A 16,670-nucleotide genomic window follows, 5' to 3' on the forward strand; every position below is an offset into this window, starting at 1 on the left:
AAATACCACCCTTCCGGTCTCTGGTATCTAACCGCGCCGTGTCATCCACGGCCGGGACCCTGCATGGCGGGTAGTTTGACTGGGGCGGTCGCCTCCCAAAGAGTAACGGAGGCGCGCGATGGTGGGCTCAAGCTGGTCGGACATCAGCTGTCGAGTGCAATGGCACAAGCCCGCCTGACTGCGAGACTGACACGTCGAGCAGAGACGAAAGTCGGCCATAGTGATCCGGTGGTCCCGCGTGGAAGGGCCATCGCTCAACGGATAAAAGGTACGCCGGGGATAACAGGCTGATCTCCCCCAAGAGTCCACATCGACGGGGAGGTTTGGCACCTCGATGTCGGCTCATCACATCCTGGGGCTGGAGCAGGTCCCAAGGGTTCGGCTGTTCGCCGATTAAAGTGGTACGTGAGCTGGGTTTAGAACGTCGTGAGACAGTTCGGTCCCTATCTGCCGTGGGTGTACGAGACTTGAGAGGAGCTGCCCCTAGTACGAGAGGACCGGGGTGGACGAACCTCTGGTGGACCGGTTGTCGCGCCAGCGGCACAGCCGGGTAGCTAAGTTCGGACGAGATAACCGCTGAAAGCATCTAAGCGGGAAACTCCCCTCAAAACCAGGTCTCGCATGAGAGCCGTGCAAGACCAGCACGTCGATAGGCCGGATGTGGACGCGCAGCAATGCGTGCAGCTAACCGGTCCTAATCGCTCGATCGCGCTCGAAAAGCCCAACAATCCCCATACGCCAATACACACACAACACACAATACGCCGGCTGCGAAGACCGGGTGGCTATGGCGAGGGTGAACCACCCGATCCCATCCCGAACTCGACCGTGAAACCCCTCAGCGCCAATGGTACTGCGTCTTAAGACGTGGGAGAGTAGGTCGCCGCCCGGTCCTCCCAGCCGGTTACAGCAAATATCCCGTACAAAACCCTCCAAACGCGCCCGAGCCACGCCGGACCAAACCCGGCCCATGGCTCCCGTCCACCCATCCTCCGCGGGGTGGAGCAGCCCGGTAGCTCGTCAGGCTCATAACCTGAAGGTCGCAGGTTCAAATCCTGCCCCCGCAACCAAAATTCCCACATAATATCAAGGCGTTAGTAACTTGGCTGACGCCTTTTTGATGCCCGAAACACCAAAAAGCGCTAGCACAGTTCTAATACACTCTTCCCGGTTTACGCGAAACATGATAATCTGACGCGCGTACCGCTTGTACGTGGTGTACGTGCGATGGCGAGCTTTGAACGTACGCATCCGGTGATGGCCGCCTTGTGGTGAGGCGGGATTTTGTGCGGCATTTGGCTCGGATTTGGAGCTAGCGGCAGCGCAAGATCGATGTCTTATCGTCAGGGTGAGGTACTGGGACGGGTCGAGCGGCGGCGTCGGTTCTCGCTCGGGCAGAAGCTTGCGGTTCTGGCGGAGGCGTCGGCGCCGGGAGTGGTGATCTCGGCGGTGGCGCGGCGGCATGGGCTGCTGCCGGCACAGGTGTTCAAATGGCGGCGTCTGGCGGCGCTGGTCGTGATCGACATCCCCGGTGCTTCGGAATTGCCATCGTTCGTCGCCGTCGAGGTCGCGGAAGACGCGGCCGCGAACGAGGTGGCGGCGACGGAGGCCGTCGCGGCGGGGCCTGCGGGCAGGGCTGCGGGTGTGCCGGCGATGATGCCGCCCGCGAAGCCTGGGCAAGGTCGGTCGGGGGTGATCGAGATCGAACTCGGCGCGGGTCGCTGTGTCCGCGTGGTTGGCGATTTCGACGCCGAGGCGCTGCGGCGGGTTCTGGACGTGCTGGATCGGCGATGATTGCCGTTCCGACCGGCGCCCGGGTGTGGCTGGCGACCGGACACACCGACATGCGGCGCGGCTTCGATGGGCTGGCGCTGCAGGTGCAGGAAAGGCTGAAGCAGGACCCGCACTGTGGTCATTTGTTCGTCTTCCGCGGAAGACGCGGTGACCTTTGAAGATCCTTTGGCACGACGGCCAGGGCCTGTGCCTGTTCGCCAAACGTCTCGAACGCGGTCGGTTTCTGTGGCCGTCGGCGGCCGATGGAACGGTGACGATCACGCCGGCGCAGCTCGCGTATCTGCTCGAGGGCATAGACTGGAGGATGCCGCGGCGAACTTGGCGTCCGATCGCCGCCGGATGAGATAACAGCTTACAAAGGTGCGCGAATCTGATTCAGTTCGGGTCGTGATGACGACGCCCGAGCCGCTGCCCGCCGACCTCGCCGAAGCGCACGCGATGATCCTCGCCGAGCGCGCAGGCCGGCTCGCTGCCGAGGCCGAGGCGGCGATCGCGAAACAGACGAAGCGGGTTCTCGACCTGGAACTCGAGCGGCTGAAGCTGGAGATCGCCCGGCTGCGCCGGCAACGGTTCGGCACGTCGTCCGAGCGCAGCGCCCGGCTGGAGCAGCTGGAGCTGGCGCTGACCGAGCTGCAGGAGACCGTCGCCCAGGCCGACGCCGCGGTCGAACTGCGGGCGGCGGAGCGCAGCCCGACCCCGGCGCGCAGCGCCGCGACGCCACGCAAGCCGGCACGCCGGCGGTTGCCGGAACACTTGCCGCGCACCCGCGTCGTGTATCCCGCGCCGGCGACGTGTCCCCTGCAGCCGCTGACCGCGGCGATCGAGGCGCATGTCCGCGCCGCCGCCCGCATCCACGCCGACGAGACGCCGGTGCCGGTGCTGGCGAAGGGCAAGACGAAGGAAGGCCGGCTGTGGACCGTCGTCCGCGACGACCGGCCGTTCGGCGGTCCCCACCTGGACGGAACAGGCCCGCCGGCCGCCGTCTTCTTTTATTCGCCCGACCGCAGCGGCGTGCACGCCGAACGCTTCCTCGCGGGCTGGACCGGTATCATGCAGGCGGACGCCTTCTCCGGCTTCGGCCGGCTGTACAAGACCGATCGCCGGCCTGGCCCGATCACCGAGGCCGGCTGTTGGGCACATGGCCGCCGCGGCTTCTTTGAGCTGGCGGAGCTGCAGCAGGGGCCGATCGCCATCGAGGCGGTCAAGCGGATCGACGCGCTGTTCGCGATCGAGCGCGAGATCAACGGCGCCTCGGCCGAGCAGCGCGTGGCCGCGCGCGGCGAGCGATCCCGCCCGCTGATCCTCGACCTCGAAGCCTGGCTGCGCGACCAGTACGCGAGGCTGTCGGCGAAGTCGAAGACCGCCAAAGCCATCGACTACCTGCTGAAGCGCTGGACCGCCTTCACCCGCTTCCTCGACGACGGCAGGGTTTGCCTCTCGAACAACGCCGCGGAACGCGCGTTGCGTGGCATCGCCGTCGGCAGACGGAATTGGACCTTCGCCGGCTCGGACGAAGGCGGTCGTCGCGCGGCGGCGATGTACACCCTGATCGAGACGGCGAAGTTGAACGGCATCGATCCCCGCGCCTGGTTGGCCTCCGTCCTCGCCCGCCTTCCCGGCCACCCCACCAGCCGCATCCACGAGCTGCTGCCCTGGAACTGGCAGGCACCAGAGCCAATCAGCACCGCCGCATAGCCGCTCACAACTGCGCCGGTCCGGCAACCCACTCCAGCCGCGGCCCTCGCCGGATGGGTACGGACGGGATTGAGGAAAGCCCGTTCAAGCCGGAGACGATTCCCTGGCTGATTCGCCTCTATCGAGCGGACGAACGCTACCAACGTTTGGCGGCCTCGACCCGCCGTGGCTACGACCAGTGCCTCGGCGTCATTGAGAACTGGTCCGCTCGGGCCGGGCATCCTCCGGTGAAAAGTCGTCGCCGGACAATCGTTCGGGCCTTTTACCGCTCCATGGCTGACCCCCCCGCCCAGGCCAACGCTGTCATGCGGGTCCTGCGGGTTCTCCTGAACTCGCCGTGGACGAAGGGTTCCTCGACGAAAATCCGGCGAAGAAGCCGGGCATGAGATCGCGTCCGCCACGCCAGGGGATCTGGAGCAACGCGCAGATCGCGGCGTTCGTCGCCGCGGCACGCAAGGCGGAGCGCCCGTCGATGGCGCTAGCGGTGCTGCTGGGAGCCTAAGCAGCGATTCGTAGGTTTGCACACGTTTTGGATTGGCGTTCGTTGTTGAGGTCAGTGACGGCAGCATGGATGGCGCGGTCGAGATGGTCGAGGTCTCGGAAGGTCTGATGGGCGAGGAAATGCCGCTTCAGGTCACGCCAAGCATGTTCGATGTCGTTCAACTCGGGGGCGTACCTCGGCAGCCATTCGACGCACAGCCATGGCCGCGCGGCGAGGGCGGCACGCGACGCCTTGCTGGTATGAATGGGACCGTTGTCGATGACGAGCACGACCGGCTTCGTCGGTCGGCCGGGGCGCGGGCCATGGAGCTCGTCGAGCCGCGTCAGCAGAGCGATGAAATCGCTGCTTCGCTTGCTCCGGCTGGTCTCGACGACCAGCGTGCCGGCCGCGAAGTCGAGCGCGCCGATCATCGCCACCTTGCGCGCCTGGCCGGGCGCTGCGACGCGCAGGTCGGCGCCGCGCCCGGCCCACACATGCGCGAGATAAGGATGGGTGAGCGCCTCGGACTCGTCTTCGAACAGCAGCACGAGGTCGCCGGCCTGGGCCTGCTGCTTCAGCAGACGAAGCCGCAGGCCGGAGCGATCGACGGCCTGGGCGTCCTGCCGCCCCTTCAGCGTGTGCCGGGGTCGCCGCCAGCGAAAGCCCCTTTTGCGCATCACCACGCTCAGCCGCGACTTGGAAATCCGCTCGCCGGTGCGCCGCTCGATCTCGTTCTGCAACCGCGGCAGCGTCCAGTTCCGCCGATCGGCAACCTCGTCCGTCAGCACTGCCGAGACCACCGCCAGCGCCGCCCGCGCCTTCACCGGCTCCGGCCCCGGTGCCTTGCGGGCGCGCAGGCCCGCCACCCCCTCGCGACCGAACGTCCAGCGCCAATGGCGCACGCTGTTCGGCTCGACCGAAAACGCTTCGGCAATCCGAGCGCTCGACCAACCCTGCAGCGACAACAAAATCGACCGCGCCCGATCCGCTTACGCCCGATCCGGCGAACCGGCCAGCGCACGCAACTCCTCGCACTGCTCCGCCGTCGCCACTACCCGAGGACGACCCGCCATGACAACACCAAAATCCAGTGATCCCTCCACCAGAGCCTGCCATATGTGGATCGCCCAAGGGAATCCTGCTTAGATTCGACGCAGATGCCCCTTGGCGTTACAGTGTCCCAAAGAGAAGGGGACTGAGACTGATGAGGAAGTTACCAACCTTGATCGCGCTGACACTAATCGCCGGCGGTGCGATCGGGGCATCGGCGGCAGCCGAAACCTACAAGATGACGACGCCTATCGCACCGGGCATCGCAACCCCGGACGACGTCGAGACCTCCATCGGCACGCTGAGACTGCAAGATGGCGTTCCCTCGGCTGAGACCGCCCAAGCGATCTACGACCATCTCGACCGGTCGCGGGCGCTTCAGGCTTATCTTCTCGGTATTCCAATCGTCAACCAGATGGCCATGCGCAACGCTTTGCTCGAGTACGGTCCGGACAATACGACCGACGTCATGTGGGAGAACCTCGTCGATTCCAAGACCGTCGAGCTGACGGCCAACGACAACACGGTCTACAGCTTCATCTGGATCGATACGCGCAAAGGGCCGTTGGTTGTCGAAATTCCGCCCAAGGTGCTCGGGACTATCGACGACGTGTGGTACCGCTGGGTGGCCGATATCGGCATCACCGGCGCCGATCGCGGCGAGGGCGGCAAGTACCTGATCCTGCCACCCGGCTATGAGGGCGAGGTGCCGGGCGATTATTTCGTAGTGCGGCCGAGCACCTACGGCAACTGGATGCCGTTCCGCTCATTCCTGGTGGACGGCTCGCCCAAGCCCGGCGTTGACCTCGTCAAGAAGTCCCTAAAGATTTATCCGCTCGGCGACGCTGCCCATCCGCAGCCCATCAAGTACGTCAATCTCTCCGGCATTCCGTCGAACTTCGTCGCGCCGGCGGACTATTCCTTTTGGGGGCTGCTGAACGAAGCGATCCAGGAAGAGCCGCCGGAAGGGTCCGACCCGACGACGCTCGGCCTGTTCGCGTCCATCGGCATCGAGAAGGGCAAGGACTTCGCTCCAGACGAGCGGATGAAGACTATCCTCACCGACGCCGGAAAAATCGGCGCCGTCGCCGCCCGCGCCATTGGCTACAAGCTCCGCGACAAGGACGGCTACATTTACCCGGACAGCTATTGGCGCAAACCGTTCTTCGGCGGTTACAAGTTTGAGGTATCGCCGGGGGTGAGCAATCTTGATGGCGCGATCTTCTTCTATTTCCTCGCCACCGGCGTGACGCCGGCGATGGCCGAGAAGATGGTCGGCGAAGGATCGCAGTATCCGTGGGCCGCTCTCGATGCGCACGGTCATCCGTTTGAGGGGGGCAAGACGTACAAGCTGCATCTGCCGCCAAACATCCCGGCGAAGGACTTCTGGTCGGTCATCGTCTACGACACACAGACGCGCTCGATGCTTCAGACGGACCAGCAGTTTCCAAGCGTGAGTAGCCAGGACAGAGACGTCAAAGTCAATGCCGACGGGTCGGTCGACGTGGTGTTTGGCCCGAAGGCGCCGCAGGGCATGGAACACAACTGGGTGCAGACCATTCCGGGCAAGGGCTGGTTCATGATCCTACGGCTCTACGGCCCGCTCGAACCCTGGTTCGACCAGACTTGGCGACCCGGCGAAATCGAGCCTGTCTCGAACTGAGGGGCGGACCGACCCGCGTCAAGCACGGCGGATTACAACAGGGGTTGCAAGGTGACGCTCCGGCACGGGCGTGGGGCGTCTGGGTTCATGCCATGCGATGTCGGCTCCAGGCTATCAGCGTCGCTCGAGAGCTTCGCCGCGATGGACGCTCACGAAGGCAAAGCGCTCGCGGCTGACTGAACTCTTGCGTCTCCAAATGGCGACCCGCGTCATCTAAAAAAACAACAATAGCATCGAGCGGGTGCGGCCCATGGGGCAGGGCGGTGGCGGCCGATCAATGGAAGCAGACGCAAGCCATTCTCATCGCAGCGCTGAGCGTTCTCGCGAACCGCGGCAAACCTGCGCGCGTTTCTGCGCACAACATATTGAGCTATTGACACGAGAGCTCTCAACATGTATGCTGCTCTCATGATGTGAATTGATGCTGAAGCCGCCCGCCGGCAGGGTGCTTCGGAGCGAGAGGCCAGAGCGCGATAGGGCGAACCAGACGGTTCCTTCCCGGAACGCAACCTATGCTGGTGGGCGTGGCCCGGAAGTTCGATAGCGTCAGCCCCGAAATCGGGGAAGCCACCTGAGCCAGAAGCCACCCTCTCTTCTACAATAATCTCATAAAATCAGCGCACAAGCTGGACTCCGCGCTGGCCTCCAGGTGGATTTCGGAGTCCACTTTGGATCCAAAATAGGTGGATCCAGCGCCGGCATCCAGCCACGAAACCGGCCTTTCGCCGTTTTCCCTTCAAGGACATGGCCCTTGACCTCGTTGCCTTTCCTGCCCGAGCAGATCGAGCAGTGGCCCGTCGCGCGGCTGCGGCCGTACGCGAAGAACGCGCGCACCCACTCTGACGTGTGTAGGGCGGTGACAAAGTAGGCCACGTAGCGGCGGCGGTTGGTGCTGCCGCGGCGGAGCAAAATCCGGCCAGTGGTTAGGCTGTCTCCTTTGCCAGGGGGGCGGCCGGGGATGTTTGCCGTGGAAGTCTACGCCGCCGTTCGGCATTTTGTTTTCATCGAGGGTAACAGCCGGCGCGAGGCGGCCCGGGTGTTTGGGCTGAGCCGTGAGACGGTTTCGAAGATGTACCGGTTCTCGTAGCCGCCCGGCTACATGCGAACGAAGCCGGTGAAGAAGCCGAAGCTTGGAACGCTGCTGCCGGCGATCGACGCCATTTTGGAGGCCGACAGGACGGCGCCTTCGAAGCAGCGGCATTCTGCCAAGCGGATTTTCGAGCGCCTGCGCGACGAGCACGGCTATGCCGGCGGTCTGACGGTGGTGAGGGACTACGTCCGGGTTGCTCGGGGGCGATTGCGGGAGACCTTCGTGCCGCTGGCCCATCCCCCCGGGCAGGCGCAGGTCGACTTCGGCGAGGCGATCGGCGTGATCGGCGGCGTCCGGCAGAAGATCCACTTCTTCTGCATGGACGTGCCGCAGTCGGACGCGCCGTTCGTGAGGGCCTACCCGGCGGAGACGACGGAAGCGTTTCTCGACGGGCATGTGTCGGCGTTCGCCTTCTTTGGCGGCGTGCCGTTGTCGGTGCTGTACGACAACACGACGCTCGCGGTGGCGAAGATCTGCGGCGACGGCAGGCGCGAGCGGACCCGGGCCTTCACCGAGCTTCAGAGCCACTACCTGTTCCGCGACCGCTTTGGCCGTCCCGGCAAGGGCAACGACAAGGGCAAGGTCGAGGGGCTGGTGAAGTATGCCCGATCGAACTTCATGACGCCGATCCCCCAAGCGGCAAGCTTCGACGATCTCAATGCCATGCTGGAAGAGCGCTGCCAGCGCCGACGAGGCGAACGCGCCGGTCGCCACGGCGAGACCATTGGCGAGCGTCTCGTCGCCGACCTCGAAGCCTTCCGGGATCTGCCCGCCGTGCCGCTGGAGGCGTGCGAGAAGCGGGGGGCGCGGGTCTCGTCGACCGCCCTGGTCCGCTACCGCGGCAACGACTACTCGGTGCCGACGGCATACGGCTTCCGGGATGTTGTGGTGAAGGGCTTCGTCGACGCGGTGGTGATCCTGTGCGCAGGCGAGCAGATCGCCCGACATCGCCGCGCCTACGGCACCGGGACCTTCGTGTTCGAGCCGCTGCACTACCTCGCGCTGATCGAGACGAAGCCGAATGCCCTCGACCAGGCGGCGGCGCTGAAAGACTGGGATCTGCCGGAGGCGTTCCAGCACCTGCGCCATCTTCTTGAGGTGCGCATGGGCAACCGCGGCAGGCGGGAGTTCATCCAGGTCCTGCGGCTGATGGAGGCGATCCCGATGGAGATGGTGGCGAGCGCGGTCAGCGAAGCGATCCGGCTCGGCGCCATCGGCTTTGATGCGGTCAAGCAGATCGCGCTGGCACGCGTCGAGCGGCGACCGGCCCGGCTCGACCTGACGGCCTATCCACATCTGCCGAAAACGGACGTCAGGATGACGGTGGCGGCCGACTACGCCGTTCTCGTTCCCGGGACAACGGCATGACCGGCAAGGCGGGCGCCGATGCGATGCCGGCGGGAACGACGAGCGGCACCCCGCAAGTTCTGCTCGCTCATCATCTCAAGCAGTTGAAGCTGCCGACCATTCTGCGGGAATATGACAAGGTCGCGCGCGAATGCGCCGGCGACGGCGTCGATCATCCCCGCTACCTGCTGCGCCTGGTGGAGCTGGAGCTGATCGACCGGGAACGCCGAATGGTCGAGCGGCGGATCAAGGCGGCACGCTTCCCGGCGGTCAAAAGCCTCGACACCTTCGACTTCACCGCCACCGAGCCTCAACAAGATGCTGGTGCTCGAGCTCGCTCGATGTGAGTTCGTCCTGCGCCGCGAGAACGTCATCGCGCTCGGCAATTCCGGCACCGGCAAGACGCATGCAGCCCTGGCTCTCGGTCTTGCCGCCTGCCAGAAGGGGTTCAGCGTCGCCTTCACCACCGCGGCCGCCCTCGTGCATCAGCTGATGGAAGCGCGCGACGAACGACGACTCCTGAAGCTGCAGCGTGATCTACAGGCGGTGAAGCTCCTGATCATCGACGAACTCGGTTACGTGCCGCTGTCCCCGACCGGGGCGGAACTTTTGTTCGAGGTGTTCTCCCAGCGCTACGAGCGCGGCTCGACCCTCGTCACCTCCAATCTGCCGTTCGAGGACTGGACCTCGGTGCTGGGATCGGAACGGCTCACCGGCGCGCTGCTCGACCGGCTGACCCACCACGTCCATATCCTCACCATGAACGGCGACAGCTACCGCCTGAAGCAATCCGCCGGACGCCGTCGTCCCTCCACCCCGGCTGATCGGGCGGAGCAAAACCAGACCACCGTCGAGACCGTCGATCCCGAGACCGGCGAAATCAGCAAACCCTGAGCCTCGAGGCAAAGCCGACGACATGGCAAGGGGCCCGATCGGGCCCCTTGCCATGTCGCGCCACTTTCGCCCAAATGGCCTGCTTTTACTCCGCCACCGTGGCCCGGAATCGCTCCGCCGTTGACAGTTGACCGAGAGACCTTCCGCCCGCAGCATGACCGTCATCCACCGCGAGCCGAGGAACGGCCAAGCGGTGAACAGCCCGTCGATCCGTAGCATCAGCGCCAGATCGGCGTCGTCGTTCGCCGGCGCTGGCCGGTACACGCCCGGACCTCCTGGCTAAAAAATCCCGCTCGACCGTCAGCTGCCCGATCTTGGCGTGCGGCGTCTCGATCTCCCGCTCGCGCGCCTCGTCCGCGTCGATGCCGACGCCCGGATCGAAGGCCGGCGCCGCGGTGTCCAGCAGCTGCTTCTTCCAGGCATAGCCCTGGTTCGGATGAACCTCATAACGCACCGCCAGGCCCGCCACCGTCGCATGCTCCCGCAGCGCCTCCAGGGCGATCCTCGCCTTCAGCGCCGCATCGAGCTGCGTCTCCTCCCGTCTTCTTCATCATCTCCCTCTTCTACGACCAGGGCCACCCCCCCGCTCCAATCAAGCCACTGGTCCCAAATCCGGGGCAGGGGCGCACGGGCCTCGGTGGTGGTCGACCTCTGCCGTCGAGACGAAGGGCCGAGAGGTGGCCGCGACCCACTGAGAGCGAGCGGGACAGCCGCGGCGGCCCAGGCGAACGGTTCAGCAGCCAAGCGCGAAAGCGCGCGGCACGGTCACGCCATCCGTCGAGGGTTCCCCGTCCGCCGTACCGTCGCCGGCGTGTTCCACATACAGCCGGAGCAGCCGACCTCACTCCGGGGTCCGGTGGTCACAGCGCGCGTCGCGGGCCAGACCACCCGCCGGTCACCCGTGGACGGGAGCACGTTCGAACCCTCTGGGACCGCATCCCGCCTGCGCAACTCGTTGCGGTCCTCAGAACCGCCGTCGGCCGCCAACTCCGCCGAACCCGCAACGGCAGCATCTCGATCAAATCGCCAATCGCTGCGTTTTGCTTATAAACGCGCACAACGATAGGCACATCGAATCGGAAACATCCCAGAGAGTCCAGCAGTTCTCGCGCACGAATCTCATACTTGCTACCAGCTGCTACGCGGGATTCTCCGATTTTGGCATGATCGTACAGATCGCTTGCGCGTCGTCGAGACGGAGAACGACGCTCTCCGAAAAATAGAGGTCGTAGTGGATGCCGTCCTGACCGATGTAGCCAGCCTGCATGTCTTGACCAACAATGAACGGGCCTACTCGCGGATCGACGATTACGCCACCTTCGATCGACGCTTTGTGAATTCCCCGGAGGAATAGCCGGCGCAAGTGTTCAAGTTGTAGTAGATCGGTGCCGGGATATCGACGGAACAGTCCATTGTAAAGAGTGGGCGACAGCGCTAGCGCGTAGGGGCCGCGCAGACCACATTCATCAAGTTTGCCGACAGCGGCGATGACATCGGTTAGAACCTGATCGAGATCGGACCAATTGCCGCCATCGACGTGGTTGCGTCCCTTGGCGGTCAGTAAACCTTCCAGACCAAAATCCGGTTGACCCTGGTAGATCGTTTCCTCTTCACGGGCGGCAACAGCCTCGGCTGCTTCCTCCGCTGGCGCTAAATCGAACGGCATGCCGTTCTCCAGATATCCCGCGAGGCGGCGGATGCTCAATCGAAAGCTCTTACGAATCATCGGCACCGAAATGGCCCGACCGATGACCGAGCCCGCCTCATCGCTAGCCGGTTGGCGGCAATATCCGTCATTGCCGACCTCGATCGTCGTCAAACCCGGACCGTAGGGGCCGTCGATATCGAGGAAGCGTCGCGCTGTCAGCCGATCACGAGCGGCCCCCACGGCAGCATCGTCAATCATCTTCCAAACGGCCTCGCCGAACGGGGCCTGCTGCCTATTTAAGTAGTTCATTAGTCAGTTCCCCCCATCTTTCAGCGTGCCAATGGTAAACTTATTCACTGGTTTCGCGTCCGAAGCGTCGCTGGAAGACGTTGCTGCGTCACCACTGGTTTCCGTCTCTTCGACCTCAAGGATCGGCACTTCTGTAAATAAATACGTCTTCATCATCTCGCCCCAGTTCGGATCGGACCGGCGGAGCCATTCCAGGACCATTGAGGCGTGTTCCATCTCCTCACGCATGTTGTGCAGGAGAATTTCTTTCAATGCGACATCTTCGCAGTCGTCTGCGCGTTGACGATACCAGTCGACCGCCTCTAGTTCTTCGATCAGCGATACGATTGCCTGATGATGGGTGATCGTGGCCCGCGAGAGTCGTTCTCGTGGGGCATGAAGACTTTCACTCGACATTGAGTCACCTGTTTTTGTGTTGCGCAACGTGATACGTCCGGATGCCGCCGAACGGGATATGAAGACCAGACTGCCCAAGCGCGGCTACGATGCATGTAGGGCGCGAAATGTCCTGTTCGAGGATCTTAGCTATATCCTCGCAGGGTTAATGGCGAAAATGTCTAAGACCCGTGAACAGCATCGCCATTCCCCGCTCGTTCGCCGCGCCGATAACCTCGGCGTCACGCACAGAACCGCCGGGTTGGACTACAGCGGTTGCGCCCGCATCGGCACAGACGAGAAGACCATCGGGGAAGGGGAAAAAGGCATCCGATCCCACGACCGAACCCAGGGTGCGAGACTGAGGCTCGCCAGCGGCTTGGCGAACCTCCTCCGCCTTCCAGGCGGCAATGCGGGCGGCGTCAACCCGGCTCATCTGTCCAGCACCGATTCCGACTGTGGCTCCATTCTTCACAAAGACGATGGCATTCGATTTGACGTGCTTGGCGACGACGAAAGCGAGATCGAGATCAGTTCGTTCAGAGTGTGACGGAGCCCGTTCCGTTGCGACCTTCAGTTCTGTGCCGAGCGTTGCCGTATCGCGCTCCTGAATCAGGAGCCCACCAGTCAGCGACCGCAGAGTAAATCCCGGCAACGCCGCGTCCGGCACCGCTCCCGCAACGAGAACGCGGAGATTTTTCTTCGCCGCAAGGATTGTTCTCGCCTCGTCGTCAATGGCGGGTGCGATCACCACTTCAACAAACAACTTGCCGATTTCTTGAGCCGTAATTCCGTCGAGAACCCGGTTGACCGCGACAATGCCACCGAAGGCGCTGATTGGATCGCAAGCCAACGCCTTTCGCCAGGCATCGGTCAGCGTTGGGCCAATTGCGACGCCGCAGGGATTGGCGTGCTTAATGATGGCGACCGCCGGAGGGGAAAACTCGGCGACCAATTCGAAGGCGGCATCGGTGTCATTGAGGTTGTTGTAGCTCAGTTCCTTGCCCTGGATTTGTTGGGCAGTAGCAACGCCCGGCCTACTGCCGGTGGTTGCGTAAAATGCCGCCGCTTGGTGTGGATTTTCCCCGTAGCGCATCGTCTGTCGCAAGGTTGCCGCGAGGGTTAGCTGATTGGGGAATCGTTCGCCTTCTACGTTCGCGAACCAGGCGGCGATGGCTGCATCATATGCCGCCGTGCGTGCGTAAGATTTTGCGGCCAGTTTCCGGCGCAACTCGGCGGTGGTTGCACCGTTCGCGGCGATCATCGTTTCGATTACGGTCGCATAGTCGGCTGGGTCGACGACGACAGTGACAAAGGCGTGGTTTTTGGATGCCGCGCGAATGAGTGCCGGGCCACCGATGTCGATGTTTTCGATACAATCATCGAACGCGGCGCCTTTCGCGACGGTTGCCTCGAAGGGATAAAGATTGACGACGAGCAGGTCGATCGGGCGGATGTCGTGCTCGATCATCGCTCGCTCATGCTCTGAATTGCCGCGTACAGCCAGCAGTCCGCCGTGGATACGCGGCTGGAGGGTTTTGACCCTGCCGTCCATGATCTCAGGAAAGCCTGTGTACGAAGCGACCTCCGTCACCGGTATTCCTGCCGCCGAAAGAGCCTTCGCCGATCCGCCTGTCGAGAGGATCTCAACGTCGCGCGTGGCCAGGAAATGACCGAGCTCGATTAGCCCGGTCTTGTCGGACACGGAAATGAGGGCGCGGCGGATTGGATCGGACATAAGCGTAGTCCCCTATTTTCGTCATTCTGTCGGGATACGGGCACGATAGCGTGGCCGTTCTCTCCGGTCGAGCGGCGATGCGCCTTTGCGCGGCGGGGCGCGCGCATTAGAGTGCTGTGCGAGCGATTCGCGCCCGAGCCCGCCCGAGGTTAAGTCCGGTGCACAAAGATGTTTTGTTTTCCCAAGGCGTAAATGAAGCGCTCGGTGCGTTGTCGCTCGTTGATCCTGTTATGGAGCGGCTCATTCATATGTTCGGTGCATGCTCACTCGCGCCTGCATGGGATCGTTCTCCTTATGAGAGTCTCGTTCGCTCGGTCACGCATCAACAGCTTCGCGGCAGCGTTGCCGAAAAGATTCTTGGCCGCCTTATTGCTCTGTTTCCCAGCCAAGCATTTCCCAGACCCGAGGATATCGAGGCCGCCGATGAGGCAGCGCTGCGCGGGGCAGGCCTGTCCGCAAATAAAATCGCTTCGTTGCGCGACATCGCCCGGCATGCGATCGAGGGAAAATTGCCAACCCGCGTTGAGGCCGAATCGATGGACGACGCTGAACTGGTGTTTAGTTTGACGGCCATCCGTGGAGTCGGGCGATGGACCGTGGAGATGATGTTGATATTTACGCTGGGACGACTCGATGTCTTTCCGGCTGATGATTTCGGGGTGCGGAACGGCATGCGCCTTGCCTACGGTTTTGATGCGATGCCGACGAAGCGGCAAGCACAGACCGACGCCCAAACTTGGCAGCCATACCGCTCCATCGCGAGTTGGTATTTGTGGCGCGTGTCTGCTGTGAAGTCGCCCCCGTCCTCAGTGAGAGAATCCGAATTGTCTGACTGAACGGATGCCGCGTTCTTGTCGTGTTTCCGTCGTGTGCCATTGGGCTAGAGCTTGTGGGCATGCGATCCGTTTGTGACTTTTATCGAGCCGGCGCACGGGCCCCAGAGCTTTTACGTGTCCGAGCCTATCTGCCGAATTGACGGCGCGTCTACCAAGGTAAACGCCATGCCCTATCGGTCCTTGCGCGACTTCATCGAACGCCTGGAAAAGGATGGTCGATTGGTAAGGGTTCGCGAACCTGTCTCACCTGTGTTGGAGATGACAGAGATTCAGACGCGACTGCTGGCGGAACGGGGGCCGGCGGTCCTGTTCGAAAACGTCGTGCGCCAGGATGGCAGCAGTTACGGAATGCCTGTTCTCGTCAATCTGTTTGGCACGGTTGAGCGTGTGGCCTGGGGAATGAGTCGGGAACCGCATCAATTGCGCGAAGTGGGCGAAATGCTCGCCTTCCTTCGCCAACCCGAGCCGCCGGGGGGCTGGCGGGAGGCCCTCGATATGCTGCCGTTGCTTCGAACGGTGATGGCGATGCGTCCGAAGGTCGTGCGCTCGGCGCCGTGCCAAGAGATCGTGCTGGAAGGAGACGAGATCGATCTTGCCCGCCTGCCGATCCAGTCGTGCTGGCCAGGGGAACCGGCGCCGCTGATTACGTGGCCGCTTGTGGTAACCCAAGGGCCGAGTTCCGGTAAGTCTGGCGGAGACCGACGGGACGTTTTTAACCTCGGCATCTATCGGATGCAGGTCACCGGCCGCAACACTTCGCTCATGCGCTGGCTTAAGCATCGCGGAGGCGCCCAGCACCATGCACGCTGGAAGGCTGAGCGGCCGGACCCACTTCCAGCCGCAGCGGTTATCGGTGCTGATCCGGGAACGATTCTCGCCGCAGTCACCCCCGTGCCGGACACGCTCTCGGAGTATCAATTTGCCGGTCTCTTGCGAGGTAGCAAGCTTGAACTTGTCGATTGCAAGACGATACCACTGAAAGTGCCTGCAGAGGCTGAGATCGTTCTCGAAGGCTTGGTTTCGCTTGACGAATACGAAGATGAGGGACCCTACGGCGATCATACCGGCTATTACAACGCCATAGAGCCCTTTCCGGTTTTCCGCATTACCGCGATCACTATGCGGAAAAAGCCAATTTATCTGTCGACGTTCACCGGTCGTCCGCCCGATGAGCCATCGGTTCTGGGGGAAGCGCTGAACGATGTTTTCGTCCCGCTCCTTACTCAGCAGTTTCCCGAGATCGTCGATTTTTGGCTGCCGCCGGAGGCCTGCTCATACCGGCTGGCCGTCGTCGCAATGAAAAAATCTTATCCTGGTCATGCCAAGCGCGTCATGCTCGCGGTCTGGTCCTATCTGCGCCAGTTCATGTACACCAAGTTCGTTATCGTTGTTGACGCGCATATATCGGCGCGCGATTGGAAGGATGTAATTTGGGCACTATCGACGAACGTCGATCCGGCACGCGATATCACGGTGATCGAGAACACGCCGATCGACTATCTCGACTTCGCCTCTCCCGTGTCCGGTCTTGGCAGCAAACTGGGCATTGATGCGACGGCAAAGATCTCGCCCGAGACCGATCGCGAATGGGGGCGGTCAATTCGCATGAGCGAGGATATTGTGGACCTCGTCACTCAAAAATGGGTGAAGTATGGCCTGCCGGGACGCGGGCACCCAATCTGGAAGTAAGAATTAATCGCATGGAGGTCCGGCCGTGCCCGATACGAGGTCAAGAAACGCTCGATGAATG

The 16,670-nt window shown here is 62.9% G+C and carries 10 protein-coding genes, 1 tRNA gene, 2 rRNA genes and 3 pseudogenes (1 of these 16 only partly in view); 11 read left to right on the forward strand and 5 right to left on the reverse strand.

The window, feature by feature from the left end; genetic code table 11:
• The 6 genes and pseudogenes from IPK66_02635 to IPK66_02660 form a co-directional block, all read left to right on the forward strand.
• Positions 1 to 719 (forward strand): 23S ribosomal RNA (locus IPK66_02635); it begins 2,010 nt to the left of the window's first position.
• A gap of 58 nt (positions 720 to 777) precedes the next feature.
• A 5S ribosomal RNA gene (gene rrf / locus IPK66_02640) occupies positions 778 to 892 on the forward strand.
• Positions 893 to 993: 101 nt separating this feature from the next.
• Positions 994 to 1,070, forward strand: a tRNA-Met gene (locus IPK66_02645).
• Positions 1,071 to 1,332: 262 nt separating this feature from the next.
• A complete protein-coding gene (locus IPK66_02650) occupies positions 1,333 to 1,794 on the forward strand; it encodes a transposase (GenBank protein ID MBK8174212.1) in 462 nt (153 codons plus the stop codon).
• A pseudogene (tnpB, locus tag IPK66_02655) lies at positions 1,791 to 2,137 on the forward strand (IS66 family insertion sequence element accessory protein TnpB). The gene IPK66_02650 and the pseudogene tnpB overlap by 4 nt, the downstream one beginning before the upstream one ends.
• A gap of 44 nt (positions 2,138 to 2,181) precedes the next feature.
• Positions 2,182 to 3,489: an IS66 family transposase gene (locus tag IPK66_02660; protein ID MBK8174213.1), complete on the forward strand. Its 1,308-nt coding sequence runs from the start codon at positions 2,182 to 2,184 to the stop codon at positions 3,487 to 3,489.
• 498 nt (positions 3,490 to 3,987) lie between these two features.
• On the opposite strand, the gene IPK66_02665 is transcribed toward IPK66_02660, so the two are convergent.
• Complete coding sequence (locus tag IPK66_02665; GenBank protein MBK8174214.1) at positions 3,988 to 4,935, reverse strand: IS630 family transposase; 948 nt, start codon at positions 4,933 to 4,935, stop codon at positions 3,988 to 3,990.
• Positions 4,936 to 5,174: 239 nt separating this feature from the next.
• Between IPK66_02665 and IPK66_02670 the strand changes: the two genes are divergently transcribed.
• From IPK66_02670 to IPK66_02680, 3 genes and pseudogenes are all read left to right on the forward strand, one after another.
• Positions 5,175 to 6,683: a DUF1254 domain-containing protein gene (locus IPK66_02670; protein MBK8174215.1), complete on the forward strand. Its 1,509-nt coding sequence runs from the start codon at positions 5,175 to 5,177 to the stop codon at positions 6,681 to 6,683.
• 958 nt (positions 6,684 to 7,641) lie between these two features.
• A pseudogene (locus tag IPK66_02675) lies at positions 7,642 to 9,141 on the forward strand (IS21 family transposase).
• Between the two features lie 23 nt (positions 9,142 to 9,164).
• Positions 9,165 to 10,014: pseudogene (locus IPK66_02680) on the forward strand (ATP-binding protein).
• A gap of 85 nt (positions 10,015 to 10,099) precedes the next feature.
• On the opposite strand, the gene IPK66_02685 reads toward IPK66_02680, so the two are convergent.
• The 4 genes from IPK66_02685 to purH all read right to left on the reverse strand — a co-directional run bounded on the left by IPK66_02685 (position 10,100) and on the right by purH (position 14,084).
• A complete protein-coding gene (locus IPK66_02685) occupies positions 10,100 to 10,528 on the reverse strand; it encodes a hypothetical protein (GenBank protein MBK8174216.1) in 429 nt (142 codons plus the stop codon).
• Positions 10,529 to 11,152: 624 nt separating this feature from the next.
• Positions 11,153 to 11,971: a bacteriocin family protein gene (locus IPK66_02690; GenBank protein ID MBK8174217.1), complete on the reverse strand. Its 819-nt coding sequence runs from the start codon at positions 11,969 to 11,971 to the stop codon at positions 11,153 to 11,155.
• A 3-nt stretch (positions 11,972 to 11,974) separates the two neighbouring features.
• Positions 11,975 to 12,367: a ferritin gene (locus IPK66_02695; GenBank protein ID MBK8174218.1), complete on the reverse strand. Its 393-nt coding sequence runs from the start codon at positions 12,365 to 12,367 to the stop codon at positions 11,975 to 11,977.
• A 145-nt stretch (positions 12,368 to 12,512) separates the two neighbouring features.
• Positions 12,513 to 14,084, reverse strand: a complete 1,572-nt coding sequence (gene purH, locus IPK66_02700; protein ID MBK8174219.1) for a bifunctional phosphoribosylaminoimidazolecarboxamide formyltransferase/IMP cyclohydrolase — start codon at positions 14,082 to 14,084, stop codon at positions 12,513 to 12,515.
• Between the two features lie 230 nt (positions 14,085 to 14,314).
• On the opposite strand from purH, the gene IPK66_02705 reads away from it, so the two are divergent.
• Together IPK66_02705 and IPK66_02710 are read left to right on the forward strand one after the other, a co-directional pair.
• Positions 14,315 to 14,920, forward strand: a complete 606-nt coding sequence (locus IPK66_02705) for a DNA-3-methyladenine glycosylase 2 family protein (GenBank protein ID MBK8174220.1) — start codon at positions 14,315 to 14,317, stop codon at positions 14,918 to 14,920.
• A 165-nt stretch (positions 14,921 to 15,085) separates the two neighbouring features.
• Positions 15,086 to 16,609 (forward strand): UbiD family decarboxylase, encoded by a 1,524-nt coding sequence (locus IPK66_02710; GenBank protein MBK8174221.1) that lies wholly within the window; start codon positions 15,086 to 15,088, stop codon positions 16,607 to 16,609.
• Positions 16,610 to 16,670 lie beyond the last annotated feature (61 nt).

This window comes from Rhodospirillales bacterium (assembly GCA_016712595.1).
Taxonomy (GTDB): domain Bacteria; phylum Pseudomonadota; class Alphaproteobacteria; order Rhodospirillales; family Defluviicoccaceae; genus Defluviicoccus.